Source organism: Streptomyces sp. SID4985 (genome assembly GCF_009863025.1).
GTDB lineage: Bacteria > Actinomycetota > Actinomycetes > Streptomycetales > Streptomycetaceae > Streptomyces.
Genome location: NZ_WWIR01000244.1, coordinates 1 through 18144, shown reverse-complemented (window position 1 = coordinate 18144; position 18144 = coordinate 1). Strand labels below are relative to the sequence as shown.

Sequence of the window (18144 nt, the reverse complement as noted above, 5' to 3'; positions counted from 1 at the left end):
CTGTACGGGTGGTTGGGGTGACGGTACGGCTGGTACGCGGAGAAGGGGTGCCGGGTGGAGGACGAGGAGGCCGAGGCCGTACTTCGTGCGGTCGGGCGGCAGATCAGGGCGTGGCGGGAAGCGGCGGGGATGACGCAGCCGGAGTTCGGTGCCGCCATCGGATACAGCGGGGAGATGGTGGCCTCGGTGGAACGGGGACGGCGCGTCCCCAAGCCGGACTTGCTCGACAAGGCTGATGAAGTGACGCGGGCGGGCGGCAAGTTGTCGGCGATGAAGGTCGACGTGGAGAAGGCGCGGTATCCGAAGAACGTACGGGATCTGAAGAAGCTGGAGGACGAGTCCGTGGAGATGGGGGCGTACACCGCGCTTCACATCCATGGCCTGTTGCAGACTCCGGCTTATGCGCAGGCCCTGTACGAGATGCGGCGCCCCGCGTACACCGAGGAGGACATCGACCGCCTCGTGGCCGCCCGCATGGCGCGAAAGTCGGTCTTCGAACGGATGCCGCGTCCTCTGCTCACTTTCGTGCAGGAGGAGGCAGCGCTGCGGCGGCCGCTCGGAGGCAGGGCGGTGCTCCGGCAGCAACTTGAACATCTCCTGGAGATGAGCAAGTTGCGGCACGTGTCAATCCAGGTGATGCCCATGAACTGTCAGGAGCACGCGGGCATGGCGGGGCAGTTCCGTTTGTTGAGGCTCAAGGAGGGCAACGTGGTCGGCCACTTGGAAGTCCAGCTCCACAGCCGCCTGGTCAGCGATCCCCAGGAGGTGCAGATCTTGGAGATGCGTTATGGCATGATCCGCGCGCAGGCGCTCTCCCCCGTGGAGTCGCAAGCCTTGATCGAGAAAGTACTGGGAGAGGAAACATGACCCACACGCTGACGTGGTTCAAGAGTAGCTACAGCAGCAACGATGGGCCCGATTGCGTGGAAGTCGCTCTCACCCCTGTCGCCATCTACATCCGCGACTCGAAGAACAGGGAAGGCGCCAGACTGGCCGTCCCCGCCGCGACGTGGACCGAGTTCCTCCACTTCGCCGCCCGCTCCGCCTAGTACGCAGCCGAGAGGAACGCCCACGTGCAGGTCGCCGGGGTCGACATCTGCGTGAACCACGCCGTGCCGCACCTGGGGGCGACGGACTGGGTACCCCTCTCCCTCGCCCTGGGAGACGCCCCCGTCGCCAGTTGCGACACGCACGTGGCGGTACGGGTCCGGCCGCAGACGGGACTGGTCAAGGTGCGCCTTTTCGGGCAGCGGCAGGCCGGGGATCTCGAAGGGGCCGACCCGGCTTTCGTGACGGTCTTCGACGGTTCGCTGCTGCTGTCCGACGGCCGTTTCGCCGTCGGGGATGTCGAGCAAGTGACCCGGTTCGTACACCGGTTGGGATACCGGGGCGAGTACCGGGTCCGGGTCGCGGTGGACTCGCCGGGGCGGACGCGAGGGCGATCGACGTGACGTGCCACCGCAGCGGCTGACAGGGTGGCGGGTGTGATGATCTCAGCGGCGGCAGCCGGCGGAATGGCCCTGGTGGAACTGGGAATGGCGCTCACGCCGGGCCCGAACATGGTGTACCTGGTGTCCCGGAGCGTGAGCCAGGGCCGCGCGGCCGGGCTCGTCTCGCTGGTCGGGACGGGAGTGGGCTTCCTGGTGTACATGACGTTGGCCAACGTGGGCCTGGCGGTGGTCTTCGTCGCCGTACCGTGGCTGTACATCGGCTTCAAGGCCATAGGCGCGGCCTACCTCGCCTACCTGGCCTGGCAGACGCTCAGGCAGGGCGGCAGGGGGCTGTTCGAGCCACGCGACCTCCAGCGCGACTCGTACGGGAAGCTGCTGCGGATGGGCCTGATCACCAACCTGCTGAACCCGAAGGTCGCGATCCTCTACCTCGCCCTGATCCCGCAGTTCATCGACCCCGCCCGGGGTCACACCACAGCCCAGGGCTTCACCCTCGGCGCCATCCAGATCGCGGTCGGCCTCACCGTGAACGCCCTGGTCATCCTCGCCGCAGGCTCGGTCGCCAACCTCCTCAAGCGCCGCCCGGCCTGGGCCAAGTGGCAACGCCGCACCACGGGAACCCTCCTCGGCGCCGCCGCGCTCACCCTGGCCCGAGAGGTGCCCGCCCATGCGCGGGCCTGATCCTGGAAGCGCCCTCGCGGTGTCTCGGACGGCCGGTCACCGCGAGTGAAGCGGATTCGCCGCCTCCCCGGCGCTGTCGTGCTTCACGTTCCAGTCCCGCGCGATCCGCACCGCGTAGTCCTCGTCGAGGCTCGGGAGAGCGGACGATACCGACAGCGCGAACTCGGCAGCCACGAGGTTTCCGAAGCTCCCTCGCATCCGACCCTGTTCTCCCGCCCGCCCCGCCGCTAGGGCGCGTCCGGGCGATCTTGTAGGGCCTTGGCGATGAGGTCGTGGATGAGGTATTCGCCGGGAGCCCGGTTCTCCTTGAGGCGGTGGAGGTCGTCGAGGCCGAACCAGTCGTAGGCGGTGTGCTTGGACCATTCCAGGGCGGGATGGTCCAGGTCGCCGTCAATCTCGATGAGGTAGTCGGCCTCGTGCCGCTTTCCGTCCCCGTCGTCGCCGGTCCATGTGGTGATCCCGAGGAGGCGTTGGACGCGGCGCAGGTGCCAGCCGGTCTCCTCCTCGACCTCGCGGGCGAGGGTCTCCAGGAGTGATTCGCCGGGCTCAACGTGGCCGCCGACGATGTCCCAGCAGTCGGGGAAGAGTCGCCGGTGGGGGCTGCGCTTCTGGGCGAAGGCTTTGCCGCTCTGGTTGAGGATGACCGCGCCAACTGCCCATATCTCACCTTGGGCGGGGACCGGGATCTCGACGCCCCGGTTCACGGTGAGGCCGCGCTGATCGTCTGACATGTGCTCACTGTAGGACCGTGTCCGGTCCTTGGCCTGGAGCGTTGTCCGGACCATGACGGGGCGGGGGGATCTTTCGGACGGGCAGTGGCAGCAGCTTGAGCCGTTGCTGCCGGTGAGCAACGGCCGGTGCGGGCGGTGGCGGGACCACCGGCAGGTGGTCAACGGGATACTGCACCGGGTGCGGACCGGGGTGCCGTGGCGGGATCTGCCGGAACGGTTCGGCCCGTGGAAGACGGTGTATGAGCGCCATCGGCGCTGGTCGGCCGATGGCACCTGGGAGCGGCTGTTCCAGCGGGTCCAGGCCGCCGCCGATGCCGACGGCGCGATCGACTGGGACATCTCGGTCGACTCCACGGTGATGCGGGCCCACCAGCATGCCGCCGGCGCCCGCAGAACTCCGCCTCCAACGCCGGGTCGACCAAAGGGGGGCGCCGTGGTGGAACACAAGAGCGGGAGGCCCCGGTTGAGACCGCCCAGCCGCCTGGTGGCGGCGGTGCGGCAGGTGAGGGCCTGGGCCGCTCCCGCGGCGGGTTCACCACCAAAGTCCACCTGAGCGCGGATGGCCGCTGCCGCCCGCTGTCCCTCACAGTCACTCCCGGGCAGCGGGCGGACTGCACCCAGTTCGAGCCGGTCATGGACAAGATCCGCGTCCCTCGCGCCGGGCTTGGCCGTCCGCGTGGACGCCCGGACAGCCTCAGCGCGGATAAGGCGTACAGCAGCCGCGCCATCCGCGCCTACCTCCGCAGGCGCGGCATCCGGCACGTCATCCCGGAGAAGAAGGACCGCAAGGCAGCCCGTCTGCGCCGGGGTTCGGGCGGCGGTCGCCCGCCCGGCTTCGACAAGGAACGATACAAGAAGCGCAACACGGTCGAACGTGCCATCAATAAACTCAAGGCGCACAGGGCCGTCGCGACGCGGTACGACAAACGCTGCTACGTCTTCCTCGGCACCGTCACCGTCGCAGCCCTGGTCATCTGGCTCCGCTCATGATCGCCCGGACAGGCCCTAGTCCCGTTGCCCGGCGAACAGTTCCAGGTGTGCGCAGACGGGGCAGCGATAGGCGTCGATCTGCCAGTGCGGTCGGCCCATCCTCTTGGCATTGCCGAGCGGGCCTCGCTGAAGGGGGCCCGCGATCCACCGCGCGAATCCGCGAGCGCCTTGTCCGGAGTCCTCGACGAAGCCCGGCTCCAGCCCCACCACACCGCATTGGGTGCACCGTATGTTGTTCAGCGGGATGTTGTTCACCGTGGGAGTGTAGTGAGCAGCCGCGGGCGTTGATCACGGGGCCCGGTTTACGTCGGACCACCCTGACGGCCGCGCTTGAACCTGCCGTAGTGCGAGGTCCTGGCGTGCCGGTCGTGATCGGGAAAGACGCGGCCCAGCGCCGTTGGAGCTTCGGTGAGCTGGCGCAGGCGAGTGGCGTGTCCGTACGCGCGCCGAGCAGCGCGAGCAACTACAGGCCGCGATCCAGCGGTTGTGGCAGGACCACAGCGCCGACATCGCCCAGAAGCTGCCCTGGCCGGCCGAGGAGATGACCGCGCTGTACGCCTACCTGGACCGCGCCCGCGCGGCCCGGGACGGCGACTGACAAAGCGGGGGCGGAGAGGACCGCCGCCATTCTGGCGCAATGCGTACGGCACAACTCGTCCCGCCCCAGGGAGAATTCGGCCATGACCACCACTCCCACCGACACCACCACCCCCACCCCGACCACGCCCCGCACCGGCCTGCCCCTCGCGGCGGGCGTGTTCACCGGGGTCCTCGCGCTGTACATCGCCCTCGTCGCCCTCGGGAACATCACCGACTTCGGGTCCAACCAGCAGTACGTCCGGCACGTGCTGGCGATGGACACGACGTTCAAGGACGACGCCCTGATGTGGCGGGCGATCACCAACACCGCGCTTCAGGACGCCGCGTACGTGGCGATCATCGTGTGGGAGACGGTCTCCGCCGCCGTACTGCTCTGGGGCACCTGGCTGTGGGCCCGGCGCGACCACGACCTCGCCCGCCGCATCTCCACCTACGGCCTGCTCATGCTGATACTCCTCTTCGGCGCCGGGTTCATCGCCATCGGCGGGGAGTGGTTCGCCATGTGGCAGTCGAAGGCGTGGAACGGGCTGGACGCGGCCACCCGGATCGTCCTGGTGAGCGGGGTCGCGCTGGTGGTGAACCAGTTGCCGGAGCGGCGTACGGCGCAGCCCTGACCTTGTTCAGGTCGCGTCGCGGAGCAGTGGAGCGGCCGGAGCCGCGACTGTGCCGAGGGCCAGCATCGCGGCGGCCGTGAGTGCGGCGGACACGTGGTCCGGGGGCATGAGGATGACGGTCCACGGATGGGGCTGACCGTTGCCGCCGGTGTTGCCGATGAGCATCATCGTGATCACCCAGGCGATGGGAGCGATGGCCGCCACCTGATGGCCCGCTACCCGGCGGGCACAGAGCATCAGCCCGACGAGGAACGCGGTGTTGCGCCCGACGGTGTTCGCGGTCGGGGCGTCGAGGAGTACCGCGACGGCGTACGCCACGACAACGGTGACCAGGACGGCGGCCAGAACCAGTGCTTGGTCGAAACGGGTCACAGGACGGCTGCCCGATGCCTCGGCGGCGGGCAGCCTGCTGCTCAGGGAGAACGCCAGCCCCACGCAGACGAGAAGCGGGGCGAAGAGCACCAAGGGCCGGGCGGCGCCACTGCCCAGGGAGGGAAGGTCGACCAGCGTGTCACCGGCTGCCGCCGTCAGCGCGGCACAGGCGGCCAGAGCGGCGGCGAGGACGGGGATCCGTCGCGTTCTCAGCCACAAACCCATCGGATCACGCTCCCGTCTCGGTGACGGCCGGCAGGGTCTCCGGGGCGGGCTCGCACCGCTGAAGCAACGTCACATTGCGGGTGAACCAGGCAAGTTGCTCGTCTGGAGACAGCTTCATCTCCCTGTTCACCACGGACATCACCCGGGGGTCCGCGGCCAGCTTCTGGCCACGCTGGTTCTGGATCTCGTCCACTCCCATGCCCGCCTTGACCATGAGCCAGGCCGCGAGCGTGCCCGCGTGGCCGGTCCGGACGTCGGAGGTGCCGGGGCACGACGGGATCGAGGGCAGCGCGGACGCCGCGATGCTCGCCTTCATGTCCGCCGAGCCCATGTCCCGGTAGAGGAACAGTCGCCACGTCCGCGCGTCGACAGGCGCCGCTTCGGAGACGAACGCGAGTTCCTCCGGCGGCTTCAAGCCCGCGTCGACGAGGCGGGGCACGACCTCCTGGGCAGTGACGGACAGCGGTTCCAGGCTGTCGGACGCCTCCACGGGGACGCAGATCCTGGGAGCCTCGCCCGCGCACACGGGCGGGTCGGTACGGGCCTGCGGCGGCGGGTCCCCCTTCCAGTCGCGGACGGGCAGCACAGCCGCGACCGTGAACACGCTCAGGCAGACCAGGGACGCGGCGGCCGCGGCGCCGACGCGTACGGCCCGGGGGCGACACCAGCGGGCGATCTCGGCACTGGCCAGGACCGCGGCCAGAACGCCGGTGGCCGGCACCAGCGGTACGGCGAGCGCCACCGGGTTCACGGTGGTGGTGAGGTCCCCGTAGGGGGCGTCGAGCCATCCGGTGAGTTCCCGCAGCCACATGGGGTGGACGACCGTGACGGGCATGACGAGACACAGATAGTCGACGACGAGGATCAGCGGGGTGGCCAGGACGCGGGGCAGCACCATGCCGAGCCCGTAGCCCAGGACGGTGTGGACGATGATCAGGTATCCGGCCATGGCCAGCACGCCCGGGTGCGGCCAGTCGTGCGCCGCGCCGGTCGCCAGGCGCACGGTCAGCAGGCACACCACGACCGCCGTCACGCCGAGGAGGACGACGGGCCACAGTACGTCGGCCGCGATCGCGTATCGGCCGCGCACCGGCGCCAGCCGATGGACGCCGGCCCGCCGCAGCCGCCCGGCCTCCCACGCCGCGAAGGCCGCGCAGGCGGGGGCGTAGAAGGGGAGGGTGTGTCCGGCCAGGGCGGTGTTGCCTGCCCAGTAGGCCGGTTCGTTCGCGGCCTCGTGACCACTGACGAGCCACACCCATGCGAGGACCAGAGGCGCGATCCACACGACGCCGGTGGTGCGCAGCGCTGTCGCTAGGCGCATGCGGCCTCCTCCTCCTGGACCGTGGCGTAGTAGGCGGCCTCCGCGAGGCGCCCCGACGCGGTGCCGGGCGGGGCCAGGGCGTGGAACTCGCGCACCGGACCGGCGAAGCGGACGGTTCCGCCGTTGAGCACGACGACGTGGTCGTAGGTGTCCTCCAGGTCGGCGACGTCGTGGGTGGAGAGCAGGACGTGCTGGTCGAGGCCGCCGAGGATCTCGTGGAAGACGCGGCGCTGGCGCGGGTCCATTCCGGCGGTCGGCTCGTCGAGCAGGAGGACTTCGGCCTCGTGCACCAGTGACTGCGCGATGCCTACGCGGCGTTGCTGGCCGCCGGAGAGCTGGTGGACCTTCCGGTCGGCGAAGTCGGCGAGTTCGACCCGCCGGAGAGCGTCGAGTGAGGCGTCCCAGGCGTCGCGGCGGTTCATGCCCTTCAGCCAGCCGACGTAGGCGATCTGTTCGCGGGCGGTGAGCCGGGGGACCGACTCGATCTGCTGGGGCAGCCACGCGATGCGCCGGCGGTATGCGGCGAGGTCGCCGCGCCGGTCGGTCCGCAGCCCGTCGTGGGTGACCGTTCCGGACTGCGGGCGCAGTACCGAGGCGCCCAGGGAGAGGATCGTCGACTTGCCCGCGCCGTTGGGGCCGAGGAACACGGTCCGGCCGGGCGGGAAGGAGAAGGTGAAGTCCTGGATGACCGGACTGCGGCGGCGGTAGCCGAACGCGGTCGCCTGGAAGCCGATGGGCATGGGTGTGTGCTCTCTGGCAGTGGGGGAAAGGCCCGCACCAGCTCGGTGCGGGACCTGAGATGCCTCACACCACATGTGGGAGTGCGACCCGGAGGGGACCTCAGCTTCACTTGCTGTGAAGATCGCATGGAAGCGACTTCTTGCAGCTGTGATCTACTTGTGATCAAGTTCAGGTAAAAATCACGTATCTATTGGGGCAAGTGGAAAATGCTTGACCAGCGAGAACCCGGCACCTTCTCAGGCCACGCTCGGCTCCGGCTCGGCTGGGAGTGCCGTCGGTCGGCGGGGCAGCAGTAGCGGCGTAGCCAGCAGAAGCAGCCCCGCCAGGACGATGGCCGTACGCGGGCCGAGCGTCGTGCCCAGTACGCCCCAGACGGCCGTCAGCAGGGCCGTCGTCGCCTTTGTCGTCACCGTCCAGGCGGACAGGACGCGGGTGACCCGGTCGGTGGGCGTCCGCTCCAGGCGGCAGGTCGCGCTCACCGGGTTGAAGACCCCGCAGCAGAAGATGAGGCCCAGCTCGACGCCCATCACCAGGAGCAGGCCGCCCGTGCCGGGGTCCAGGAAGGCGAGCCCGACCGGCCAGAGGGCCCGCAGCCGCCCGGAAAACATCAGCACCCGGTGCTGCCCGTACCTCGCCACCAGTGGCCTCGCCAGTCGTGAGCCCAGCAGTCCGCCCAGCGAAGGCGCCGCGAACGCCAGCCCGTACTGCCACGGCGCGAACCCGAGGCGCCCGAGCATCAGCACCGCGAGCAGCGGCTCGGTCGCCATCAACAGGCCGTTGAACACAGCCGCGTTGAGTAACAGCGGGCGCAGGGTGGGGTCGGCGAGGATGTACCGCCAGCCTGCCACCAGGTCACCCGGGCGCAGCCGCGCAGCCGATCCGCGCCCGCCCGGACGAGGCTCCCCGCCCCCGATCGCCCGCAGCCCCAGCGCCGACAGCAGATAGCTCACCGCGTCCGCCACCACCGTCACCACCGGCCCGAGCAGCCCGATCGCCGCGCCGCCCAGGGGCGGCCCGATGATCGTCGTCGTCCAGGCCGTCGACTCGAAGCGGGCGTTGGCGACGAGCAGGTCCCCGGGCGGCAGCAGGGTCTTGAGGTACGCCCCGGAGGCCGCGCGGAACGTGATGTCCGCCGCCGCGACCACCACCGAGACCAGCAGCAGCTGGACGAAGGTGAGCGCGCCGAGCGCGTACGCGACCGGGACCGTCAGCAGCGCCGCGCACCGCACGAGGTCCATCGCGATCAGCACCGGCCGCTTGCGCCGGAACTCCACCCAGGGCCCGAGCGGTACCGCCACCGCCGCGCCCACCGCCGCTCCCGCCGAGGACAGCGCGGCCACCTCCGCAGGCCCCGCGTGCAGCACCCGGACGGCGATCAGCGGGAACGCGCCGAAGGCGAGCCAGGTGCCGAGCGCGCTCGTCCCGTACGCCCCCCAGAGCCACCCGAAGGCCCGCCCGAGCCCACGCCCGCTCCTCATGCCCGACACCCGCCTCCACAATCGATCCGCGACCCGAAGCATCAAAGCGGGCACCCCGACCAGGGATCAAACAACCGCCGAGCCGCCAGGCGACAACCACCAGTTGTCGCCCTAGCCTGGTCGCATGGACCTGGACACCGTGCGCACCTTCCTCGCCGTCGCCGACACCGGCCGCTTCCGGGAGGCCGCCGACGAGCTGGCGGTCACCCAGCAGGCCGTGTCCAAGCGGATCGCCGCGCTGGAACGCGTCCTGGGGGTACGGCTGTTCACCCGCACCCCGCGCGGTGCCGAGCTGACCATCGACGGGCAGGCGTTCCTGCCGCACGCGCGGGAGTTGTCGCGCGTGGCCGAGCGGGCCGTCGCCTCCGTGCACCGGGGGAGCCGTCCGCTGCGCGTCGACGTGCTCGCCTCGCGCAGCGCGCAGTCGGGCCTGATGCGCGGCTTCCACCGCGCACACCCCGAGATCGACCTCGACGTGATGACGCTGTTCGACATCGAGACGGCCGTCACCGCCATCCGCTCCGGTGCGATCGACGCGTCCTTCCGCGCCGTCGCCGCGCCCGGCCGGCCCCTGCCGGAGGACATCGCGTCCGTCCGGGTGCTCGACGAGCCGCTCCAGCTCCTCACCGGCCCCGCCCACGCTCTGGCGGGCGCCCGGTCCGTGACCCTCGCCCAGCTCGCCGGTCACCGGATCTGGATGCCCGGCATCGCCCCCGGTACCGAGTGGGCCGCCTACTACGACGCCCTCGTCGCCGAGTTCGGCCTCACCATCGAGGTGACCGGCCCCAACTTCGGCTCCGACGCCCTCCTCGACACCATCGCCGACACCCCGGCCCTGGCCACCTTCATGGGCGAGCCCACCCGACTCGTCTGGCCCGCAGGACACGGCCTGCGCCGCATCCCGGTCATCGACCCGGTCCCCGTCTACCCGCACTCCCTCCTCTGGCACCGGGACAACCCCCACCCGGCCCTGAACACCCTGCGCGCCTACCTCGTGGGAGCGACGCCCGGCCATGACGCGCCCGGGACCTGGGTGCCCGACTGGGTGCGCCCCCGTTGAGCACCCTCCAATCGCGTTCATACATCTGAACGCCAGTCACCCCGGCGAACGATTTTACCTCCCCGTGACTCGACGCCCCCGTGCCCCAACCCCCATGGTCTAAACCGGAGTTCACATCCCTGACCGCCGAACTCGGCTGCGGACGCTGGAGGGTGAGACATGAACGGTCTCGACTGGGCAGTGCTGATCGGCTACTTCGGCGTGATGGTGGCCATCGGTGTCTGGTCGCACCGGCGCGTGGACGACGTCGGTGACTTCTTCACCGCGGGCGGCCGGATGCCCTGGTGGCTGTCCGGCATCTCCCACCACATGTCGGGCTACAGCGCCGTGATGTTCACCGGCTACGCGGGCATCGCCTACGTCTACGGCGTCACCTCCTACGTCACCTGGGCCCTGCCCATCGCGATCGGCATCGCCATCGGCTCCCGGCTCTTCGCGCCCCGCATCAACCGCCTGCGCTCCCGGCTGGGCGTGGCCTCCCCGCTGGAGTACCTGAAGAACCGCTACGACCTGCGCACCCAGCAAGCCCTGGCCTGGTCCGGGATGCTGCTGAAGATCGTGGACGTGGGCGCCAAGTGGGCCGCCATCGCCACCCTGCTCTCGGTGTTCACCGGCCTCTCCCTGAACCAGGGCATCCTCATCACCGGCGCGATCACCGCCGTGTACTGCACGATCGGCGGCCTGTGGGCGGACGCGCTCACCGAACTCGGCCAGTTCGTCATCCAGTTGCTCGCCGGGATCGCGATGCTCGTCGCCGTCGCCATGAAGCTGAGCGACCGGCACATCGGCCTGCTCGACGCCTGGGACCGGCCCGCCCTGCACGACCACGCCCAGCCCCTCGCGGGCCCCTACGGCACCGTCTTCCTGCTGGCGTTCCTGTTCATCAAGCTCTTCGAGTACAACGGCGGCATGCTCAACCAGGCCCAGCGCTACATGGCCACCGCCTCCGCCCGCGAGGCCGAGCGCTCCGCCCGGCTCTCCGCGCTGCTGTGGCTGGTGTGGCCCCTGGTGCTGTTCCTGCCGATGTGGCTCGCCCCGCTCCTGGTGACGGCCCACAAGCCCGACGGCTCCGACTCCTACGCCCTGATGACCGAACAGCTCCTCCCACACGGCCTGTTGGGGCTCGTGGTCGTCGGCTTCTTCTCGCACACCATGGCCATGTGCTCCTCCGACGCGAACGCCGTCGCGGCCGTGTTCACCCGGGACGTCGTCCCCGTGCTGTGGCGGCGGGCGCGGGGCTGGGGCGAGCGGGTGGGGCTGCTCGCGGCCCGGGTGACCACCGTGGTCTTCCTCGGCCTGTCGATGGCGGTCGCGACCCAGGTCGACTCGCCCGCCCTGAAGGACATCATCACGGTCGTCATCAAGTGGGTCGCCGGGCTGATGGGCCCCATCGCCATCCCGATGATGCTGGGCCTGCTGCGCCCGTTCCGCCGCTCCGGACCGACGGCCGCGCTCACCAGCTGGGCCGCCGGACTGCTCGCCTTCTGGCTGGTCAACTACCCGATCAGCTGGCACGTCCAGGGCGGAGTCCCGCTCCAGTACCAGGTCTCCGTGCCGCTCGCCGTCTCCCTGGTGCTCTACATCGTCATCGGCCTGATCAAGCCCGAGGACACCCCCGAGCGGCTGGCGGTCATCGAGCGGATCAACACCGACGGCGACGGCGCGGAGGCGGCCGTACCCACCCCGGCGGCTCAGGCACGCGGATAGCCGGGCACGCGGCAGACACCTGGACGCTCAGGCACGCGGATAACGCGCCAGCCACCCCGGCGCCGAACCCGCCGGGCTGTGCAGCGCCGGGCCCTGGGTCATCTCCATGGCGAAGTCGTCGGCCAGCTCCAGGATCGTGGGACGGCCCTCCAGCTCGGCGAGCCACGCCGGGGGCAGGGCCGTCTCGCCGTGCAGGGCGCCGAGGAGGCCCCCGGTGAGGGCTCCGGCGGCGGCGGAGGGGCCGGACTGGTTCACCGCCAGGCACAGGCCGAGGCGTACGTCGTCGGCGGCCAGGGCGCAGTAGATGGCCGCCGCGAGCAGCCCGTCCGCCGTGCCGTCCCCGGCCAGCTCCTCCACCCGCACCGGGTTCGGCGGGCCCAGCCGTACCGCGTTCACCGCGTGCTGGAGCGCCTCCACGACCGGCTGATGGCCCGGCCGCGCCGACAGCAGCGCCACCGCGCTCCACACGGCCGCGTCCAGGTCCTCGCCGCGAGCGAGGGCGTGCACGATCACGGCGTACGCCCCGGCCGCCAGGCACGCGACGGGGTGGCCGTGGGTCTGCGCCGCGCACTCGACGGACAACTGCGCCACCAGCTGCGGCTCCCAGCCCACCAGGAGCCCGAAGGGGCCCGAGCGCGCCACCGCCTCGGGGCCCAGCTCGCCGGGGTTCTTCGGCCGCTCCAGCGTGCCCATCACCTCGTCGCCGAGCCCGCTCAGCAACGACCTCGGGGGCTCCCTGCGGGCGTACAGCCACTCCTCGCGGGCCAGCCAGCCGTCCTCCTTGCGCCGCTCGTCGGGCCCCCAGTCCCGCTGGGTCGCCCGCCAGCGCAAGTACGCCCGGTGCAGATCGGTCGGCGGATGCCAGGCGCCGGTGTCCCGGCGGACCTGGGCGCGGATCAGGCCGTCCACCGTGAACAGGGTGAGCTGGGTGTGGTGGGTGACCGCGCCGCGCCGTCCGTGCGCGAAGCCCAGGTCGAGCACGCCCTCCGCGCCGTACGCGGACCGGATCTCGTCAAGACCGAGCACGTCCACGGGCGCGCCCAGCGTGTCCCCGAGCGCGATGCCGAGCAGGGTGCCGCGCACCCGGCTGCGGAAGTCCTGCTGTTCGGTGCGACCCCAGACGGCGCCGCTCGTCGCACCCATGCAGACCCCCTCACGGCACCTCGCGTCCGGCCGACGGGCAGCACTGTAATGGACCGCGAACGGTCCGATCAGCCGCGCAAACCGGCCTCGCCAGGCCATTACCGGTCAGGTGTGAACGCTTTGCTTTCGCGTTCACACCAGTGAGCCGGTGTGAGCCGGTGTGAGCGTCAGGGCCTCACCCCTTGGCGGCCTTCAGCTCCTCCGGACACGGCGTCCCGCGCGGCAGCTGGTACGGCGCCGCCAGGTGGTACGTCCCCGCCCGGGGCGCGAGGAGCACCGTCCAGGCGTCGCCCTGCGCGTCCTGCGGGGTCTCCGCCAGACAGCCGCTGACGTTGACGTACGTCTTCGGCACGCCGTCCGCCCGCTTCTTGGACGCCTCGGTCTCCTGCGGCGGCTTCAGCGGCTTGCCCTGCTCGTCCACCACGCTCAGCCAGGGCGAGTACGGAATCCGGATCAGGACCCGGCCCGCCCTGCTCACCTTCAGGGTCATCTCGCCCTGCTCGGCCCGCAGGACCACCGCGTTCGGCTCGGCCAGCGGCACCGGGTCCGTCACCCGGTACAGCTGCCAGTTCGCGTTGCCCCACACCTGCTTCAGATACGGCATCCCGCGCAGCACCAGCTCCCGCTCGCGCTGCCCGCCGTCGCCGTCCGGGTCGTCCGCCTTCGGCAGCACCACGTAGTGCACCGCCCAGCGCTGGAGCCACTCATGATAGTTGGCCGAGTTGAGGGTGTCGTCGTAGAAGAGCGGGTTGCGCTCCATGTCGGCCTGGCGGTTCCAGCCGCGCGCCAGGTTCACGTACGGCGCGAGCGCGGACGCCTCGCGGTGCGAGCGGGCCGGTACGACCTCCACCCGGCCCTTCTCCGCGCCCACCTTCTGGAGTTCGTTCACCAGCGGGGCCAGCTCACGCGCCCAGGACGCGGCCGGGGTCGTGTGGATCACGTCCTCCGCCGACTTGAAGCCGATCCAGCCCACGAACCCGACGACGGCCCACACCAGCGCGTACCACCGGTGCGTGCGCGGCTTGGCGAACGGCAGCGCGGCCACCAGCGCCGTGCCCGCGAACAGCATCGGAAGACGCGAGATGTTCGTGCCGATCTGCGAGCTGATCAGCCACACCAGCACCACGCTCACGCTGTAGACCCCGGCCGTCAGCCGCACCGTCACCCACTCGCGCGGCACCAGCACCAGACACAGCAGCCCGTACAGCAGCGGCATGATCACCGAGCCGAACGTCATCGGCTGGGTGCCGGAGAACGGGAACAGCCACGCCGAAAGCGCCACCACGGCCGCGGGCGCCAGCCCCAGCGCCCATGCGCCGGGCCGCCGCTTCTGCAGGAACAGCGCGACCGCGACCAGCCCCACGAACAGCCCCGCCACCGGCGAGGCCATCGTGGCGAGTGCGGCCAGCGGCGCGGCGGCCAGCGCCTTCGCCCAGCGCTTGTAGCGGCCCTCGTAGGGCCAGTACAGCAGCACCGCGACCGCGCCGATCCCGAACAGCGCCGCGAGGCCGTACGCCACCCAGCCGGACACCGCTCCGGCAAGGAGCGCGAACACCCCGGCCAGCAGCGCCAGCGGGGCCGCCGCCAGCGCCTTCGCCCAGCTCGCGTACCGGCCCTGGTACGGCCAGCAGAACACCGCCGCGACCGCGCCGAGCGCGAACATCGTGCCGAGTCCGAACGTCACCCGGCCCGAGGCCGCGTTGCCCATCAGCGCGAACACCCCGGCCAGCGCGGGCCACAACGGCCTCCGCACCGCCCGGCCGCGCACCAGGATCAGAGTGAGCAGCCCGGCCGAGAACGTGCCCGCGATCATCATCGTGGTCCGCACACCGAGCACGGACATCAGATACGGCGACAGGACGCTGTACGACACCGGGTGCATCCCGCCGTACCAGGCGAGGTTGTACGCCGAGTCCGGGTGCCGGCCGACGAACTCCGCCCAGGCGTCCTGCGCCGCGAGGTCGCCACCGCTGTTGGCCGACGTGAAGAACCAGATCACGTGCAGCACGGCGGCGAGGGCGGTGATGAAGAGGACGGGGTGCTCGTGGGGCCAACGGCGCCAGGCCGGACGGCTCTTGGCGGGCGGGTCGGCGGGTCCGGGGGGCCGCGTGGCGGTGTCCGTACCGGCGTGGTCGGTGTCGGCGTTGTCCGTACCGGCGTGGTTCGTGCGGGGCTCAGGGCTCATGCGAACACCGCCCCCGGTGTCGCGGCGCGTGTCGGCTCGGCTGTGGCCACCTGAAGGCACTCCCCGTGTCCCGTCTGCTGTTCCCGGCCACCTGTTCCGGTGCTCCCGCCGGTACTCGTCCCGTTGCGCGGCCTTGTCCCGTGACCGGTGACCTGCCCCGTTTCGTGACGCTAGCACGCACCCCGCCGCACGGCTCCCGGGCGGGGAACACATGCGGCGGGGTGCGGGGGGTACGGCGATACGGGGGCTCAGCCCAGGCGGGTCAGCTTGCTCCCGAGGCCGGGCTCGGCCAGGTCGTCGCGGAGCGCGACCGGCACCTGGACGGCACCGGCGGAACCGTCACCGACGGTGAGGGTGCCGACCTTCGTGCCCGCTTTCGCGGTGTGCGGGACGGCGCCGCCCGCGAAGGACAGCTTCACCTTCAGCCCCGCCCAGCCGATCGCCTTCACGTCCTCGGTCACCTCGACCGGGGTACGGCCGCCGAGACCGTCGTCCACGTATCCGACGACCGTGCCCTTCTTCAGGACCGTCGCCGACTTCAGGGCGCCCTGCGCGGCCCGGATCAGAGCGTCGCCCGCGTTCAGGACGCCGGTGAGGATCGAGTTGTCCGACTTGGCGGGGGGCTGGCGCATCGCGGCACCGATGATCAGCCGGGTCTGGCCGTCCACGTCCTTCTTCGCGGCGAAGACCAGGTTGCCGAGGGCGGAGGTGGTGGTGCCGGTCTTGATGCCGACGACGTTGTTGTGCCCGACGAGCTGGTTCCAGTTGGAGTGGTACGTGCCCTTGTAGTCGGTGTACGACATCATCGCCGCGACCTCGCGGAACGAGGGGTACGCCATGGCGGCCTTCGCCAGCTTCACCTGGTCCCGGGCGGTGCTGACCGTCGAGTCGGTCAGGCCGGAGGGGTCGGTGTACTTGGTGTTCGCCATGCCCAGGCTCTTGGCCGTGGTGTTCATCTTGGCGACGAACGCGTCCACGGACCCGGCGTCCCAGCGGGCGACCAGGCGGGCGATGTTGTTCGCGGACGCGAGCAGGATGTCCTCCAGCGCCTCACGCTGGGTGATCTCGTCACCCTCGGTGACGTTCACCGTCGACTCCTGGCCCGCGTTCGACTGCGACTCGGCCGTCTTGTCGATCTTGATCTTCGGGCCGTCCTCGCCGCTCTTCAGCGGGTGGTCGTGCAGGATCAGATACGCGGTCATCACCTTGGCGACACTCGCGGTCGGCACGGGCTTGTCCGAGCCGGAGGAGCCGAAGGTGCCGATGCCCTGCACGTCCAGCGCGGCCTGGCCCTCGGCGGGCCACGGGATGTCCGCCTTCCCGCCCTCGAAGGTGTACGTGTCCTGCGCGGTCAGGTCGAGCGTGGGCCGGGGCAGCGGCCGCACCGCCTGTACGACTCCGAGGATCACGATCAGCAGCAGGACCAGCGGCGTCCAGATCTTGACCCTGCGCACCAGCGTCCGCACCGGGGTCTCCGGCGGGGGCGGCGTGTTCGTCAGCTCCGCCAGCAGATCCAGCGGCGGCTTCGGCGGCAACGGCTGTTGCGTCGTCCGCTCCGGCCCGACCTGCGGCACGCTCCGCGTCTCCTCCGCGGGTGCGGTCCTCATGTCCCCCTTGAGCGCGACGAACCGACTCGTCCGCTCGGCCTCGGCCTCGGCCTCCGGCTCCTTGGCCTTCCCACCGATCTTCAGCATGGTGGTCGGCTGATCGACGTCCCGCTTCTTGGCGGGATTCGGCGCACGAAGCGTGGTGGTCGGCTGGTCGCCGCCGCCCTTCGTGGACTTGGGGGACTGGGGTGCGCGGAGGGTGGTGGTGGGCTGGTCGGTGGGGGCCGGCTTGGTGGCGGGCTTGTCGTCGGGGGCGGGCTGGGGGGTGGGGATGAGCTTGTCGGCGGAGCCGGGCTTGGCGGTGGGGGTCGACTTGCCGTCGGGCTTGTCGGTGGCGCCGGGCTTGTCGGCAGAGGTGGACTTCTCGTCGGCCTTGCCAGCAGCGGTCGGCTTGCTGTCGGCCTGGTCGGCGGAGCCGGGCTTGGTGTTGAGGGTCGGCTTGTCCCCGGGCTTCGTGCTGTCGGGCTTGTCGGCAGGCTCCGACTCGGAGACGGGGGCGGTCTTGCCCTCGGGCGTCCCGGCGGGGGCCAACTTGTCGCCGGGGGCGGCCTGGTTGGGCTTTTCGGCAAGGGCCGACTTGGAGGCGGGCGTGGCCTTGTCGTCGGGCTCGTCGGCGGTGCTGGCCTTGCCGTCGGTGTCGGACTTCCCGGCCGGGGCCGACTTGTCGGCGGTGCCGGAAGTGACGCCGGAGGCGGGCTTGTCGGCGGGTTCCGGCTTGGAGGCGCGGGCGGCCTTGCCGTCGGAGACCGATGCGGAGCCGGGCGTGGCCTTGCCGTCGGCCTGGTCGGCGGGCGTCCCGGTCAGGGCCGACTTGTCTGCGGGCTTGGCGGCAGAAGTCGGTTCGTCCTCGGCCTTCCGCCCGGCGGAGCGGGGTGCGGTGTCGGCGGCGGAGTCGTCAGTCGACCCAGCCTTGGAGGCACCGGCGGGGCTGGCGCCCCGGGTCGGCTGGTCCTGCGGCTCCTGCTCGGCGAGGCCGGACTTGCGGTCGGCGCTGTTGGCGGCGTTGTCGGCGGTGCCGGGCTGGGCGTCGGGCTTCTGCTCGGCGGCGCCGGAGGCGGTCTTGTCGGCAGAGCCCGAGTCAACGTCGGTGGCGCCCCCGTTGGCGGGGGAGGACTTGCTGTCGGCAGGGCCGGACTTGGCGTTGTCGGCGGTGCCGGGCTGGGCGTCGGCCTTCTGCTCGGCGGAGCCGGACGCGGCGCCGGAGGCGGTCTTGTCGGCAGAGCCCGAGTCAACGTCGG

General features: G+C 71.1%; 17 protein-coding genes and 1 pseudogene. 8 read left to right on the top strand and 10 right to left on the bottom strand.

All coding sequences use genetic code 11. The features are described from left to right. The first annotated feature begins 54 nt into the window (after window positions 1-54). The 4 genes from GTW40_RS09890 to GTW40_RS09875 are packed head-to-tail and all read left to right on the top strand — an operon-like array spanning window position 55 to window position 2132. Complete coding sequence (locus GTW40_RS09890; protein ID WP_161179786.1) at window positions 55-867, top strand: helix-turn-helix transcriptional regulator; 813 nt, start codon at window positions 55-57, stop codon at window positions 865-867. Next, window positions 864-1049, top strand: a complete 186-nt coding sequence (locus tag GTW40_RS09885) for a DUF397 domain-containing protein (RefSeq protein WP_161179785.1) — start codon at window positions 864-866, stop codon at window positions 1047-1049. The genes GTW40_RS09890 and GTW40_RS09885 overlap by 4 nt, the downstream gene beginning before the upstream one ends. A 24-nt stretch (window positions 1050-1073) precedes the next feature. Then, a complete protein-coding gene (locus tag GTW40_RS09880) occupies window positions 1074-1451 on the top strand; it encodes a hypothetical protein (RefSeq protein WP_237525430.1) in 378 nt (125 codons plus the stop codon). A 36-nt stretch (window positions 1452-1487) separates the two neighbouring features. Continuing rightward, complete coding sequence (locus GTW40_RS09875; protein WP_161179784.1) at window positions 1488-2132, top strand: LysE family translocator; 645 nt, start codon at window positions 1488-1490, stop codon at window positions 2130-2132. Between the two features lie 36 nt (window positions 2133-2168). On the opposite strand, the gene GTW40_RS32585 is transcribed toward GTW40_RS09875, so the two are convergent. After that, entirely contained in the window at window positions 2169-2306 is a 138-nt protein-coding gene (locus GTW40_RS32585; protein ID WP_202485662.1) for a hypothetical protein, read from the bottom strand. Between the two features lie 53 nt (window positions 2307-2359). Continuing rightward, on the bottom strand, window positions 2360-2863 hold the full coding sequence (locus GTW40_RS09870; RefSeq protein ID WP_161179783.1) for an NUDIX domain-containing protein: 504 nt from the start codon (window positions 2861-2863) through the stop codon (window positions 2360-2362). Between the two features lie 52 nt (window positions 2864-2915). Between GTW40_RS09870 and GTW40_RS09865 the strand changes: the two are divergent. Continuing rightward, a pseudogene (locus tag GTW40_RS09865) lies at window positions 2916-3853 on the top strand (IS5 family transposase). A 15-nt stretch (window positions 3854-3868) separates the two neighbouring features. On the opposite strand, the gene GTW40_RS09860 reads toward GTW40_RS09865, so the two are convergent. Further along, window positions 3869-4060: a hypothetical protein gene (locus GTW40_RS09860; protein ID WP_161179800.1), complete on the bottom strand. Its 192-nt coding sequence runs from the start codon at window positions 4058-4060 to the stop codon at window positions 3869-3871. 473 nt (window positions 4061-4533) lie between these two features. Here GTW40_RS09860 and GTW40_RS09855 point away from each other — a divergent pair, with 473 nt between their 5' ends. Then, window positions 4534-5067, top strand: a complete 534-nt coding sequence (locus tag GTW40_RS09855) for a DUF2165 domain-containing protein (protein WP_161179782.1) — start codon at window positions 4534-4536, stop codon at window positions 5065-5067. Between the two features lie 6 nt (window positions 5068-5073). Here GTW40_RS09855 and GTW40_RS09850 read toward each other — a convergent pair whose 3' ends face one another. From GTW40_RS09850 to GTW40_RS09835, 4 genes are all read right to left on the bottom strand, one after another. Then, window positions 5074-5664, bottom strand: coding sequence for a hypothetical protein (locus tag GTW40_RS09850; RefSeq protein ID WP_161179781.1), 591 nt, complete (start codon window positions 5662-5664; stop codon window positions 5074-5076). A gap of 4 nt (window positions 5665-5668) precedes the next feature. After that, the gene (locus GTW40_RS09845) at window positions 5669-6985 is read right to left on the bottom strand and encodes a hypothetical protein (RefSeq protein WP_161179780.1); all 1317 of its coding nucleotides are present in this window, start codon (window positions 6983-6985) and stop codon (window positions 5669-5671) included. After that, entirely contained in the window at window positions 6976-7725 is a 750-nt protein-coding gene (locus tag GTW40_RS09840) for an ATP-binding cassette domain-containing protein (RefSeq protein WP_161179779.1), read from the bottom strand. The genes GTW40_RS09845 and GTW40_RS09840 overlap by 10 nt, the downstream gene beginning before the upstream one ends. Before the next feature lie 237 nt (window positions 7726-7962). Next, the gene (locus GTW40_RS09835) at window positions 7963-9204 is read right to left on the bottom strand and encodes an MFS transporter (RefSeq protein ID WP_161179778.1); all 1242 of its coding nucleotides are present in this window, start codon (window positions 9202-9204) and stop codon (window positions 7963-7965) included. A gap of 124 nt (window positions 9205-9328) precedes the next feature. Between GTW40_RS09835 and GTW40_RS09830 the strand changes: the two genes are divergently transcribed. Together GTW40_RS09830 and GTW40_RS09825 are read left to right on the top strand one after the other, a co-directional pair. Then, window positions 9329-10264 carry a LysR family transcriptional regulator gene (locus GTW40_RS09830; protein WP_161179777.1) on the top strand — a complete coding sequence of 312 codons (936 nt, stop codon included), beginning with the start codon at window positions 9329-9331 and terminating at the stop codon, window positions 10262-10264. 159 nt (window positions 10265-10423) lie between these two features. Beyond that, window positions 10424-11971, top strand: coding sequence for a sodium:solute symporter family protein (locus GTW40_RS09825; protein ID WP_161179776.1), 1548 nt, complete (start codon window positions 10424-10426; stop codon window positions 11969-11971). A 27-nt stretch (window positions 11972-11998) separates the two neighbouring features. On the opposite strand, the gene GTW40_RS09820 is transcribed toward GTW40_RS09825, so the two are convergent. From GTW40_RS09820 to GTW40_RS09810, 3 genes are all read right to left on the bottom strand, one after another. Further along, window positions 11999-13114 carry an ADP-ribosylglycohydrolase family protein gene (locus tag GTW40_RS09820; protein WP_161179775.1) on the bottom strand — a complete coding sequence of 372 codons (1116 nt, stop codon included), beginning with the start codon at window positions 13112-13114 and terminating at the stop codon, window positions 11999-12001. Between the two features lie 175 nt (window positions 13115-13289). Continuing rightward, the gene (locus GTW40_RS09815; protein WP_237525429.1) at window positions 13290-15299 is read right to left on the bottom strand and encodes an MFS transporter; all 2010 of its coding nucleotides are present in this window, start codon (window positions 15297-15299) and stop codon (window positions 13290-13292) included. A gap of 248 nt (window positions 15300-15547) precedes the next feature. Next, window positions 15548-18144 (bottom strand): D-alanyl-D-alanine carboxypeptidase (locus GTW40_RS09810; RefSeq protein WP_237525428.1); only part of this gene is annotated, 2597 nt, incomplete at its 5' end.

Bases quoted from the DNA above. Each gene is read 5' to 3' on its own strand.
- GTW40_RS09825 (WP_161179776.1), top strand. From the start codon at position 10,424: ATGAACGGTCTCGACTGGGCAGTGCTGATCGGCTACTTCGGCGTGATG.
- GTW40_RS09845 (WP_161179780.1), bottom strand. From the start codon at position 6,985: ATGCGCCTAGCGACAGCGCTGCGCACCACCGGCGTCGTGTGGATCGCG.
- GTW40_RS09815 (WP_237525429.1), bottom strand. From the start codon at position 15,299: ATGAGCCCTGAGCCCCGCACGAACCACGCCGGTACGGACAACGCCGAC.
- GTW40_RS09830 (WP_161179777.1), top strand. From the start codon at position 9,329: ATGGACCTGGACACCGTGCGCACCTTCCTCGCCGTCGCCGACACCGGC.
- GTW40_RS09850 (WP_161179781.1), bottom strand. From the start codon at position 5,664: ATGGGTTTGTGGCTGAGAACGCGACGGATCCCCGTCCTCGCCGCCGCT.
- GTW40_RS09820 (WP_161179775.1), bottom strand. From the start codon at position 13,114: ATGGGTGCGACGAGCGGCGCCGTCTGGGGTCGCACCGAACAGCAGGAC.
- GTW40_RS09855 (WP_161179782.1), top strand. From the start codon at position 4,534: ATGACCACCACTCCCACCGACACCACCACCCCCACCCCGACCACGCCC.
- GTW40_RS09870 (WP_161179783.1), bottom strand. From the start codon at position 2,863: ATGTCAGACGATCAGCGCGGCCTCACCGTGAACCGGGGCGTCGAGATC.
- GTW40_RS09885 (WP_161179785.1), top strand. From the start codon at position 864: ATGACCCACACGCTGACGTGGTTCAAGAGTAGCTACAGCAGCAACGAT.
- GTW40_RS09875 (WP_161179784.1), top strand. From the start codon at position 1,488: ATGATCTCAGCGGCGGCAGCCGGCGGAATGGCCCTGGTGGAACTGGGA.
- GTW40_RS09835 (WP_161179778.1), bottom strand. From the start codon at position 9,204: ATGAGGAGCGGGCGTGGGCTCGGGCGGGCCTTCGGGTGGCTCTGGGGG.
- GTW40_RS09840 (WP_161179779.1), bottom strand. From the start codon at position 7,725: ATGCCCATCGGCTTCCAGGCGACCGCGTTCGGCTACCGCCGCCGCAGT.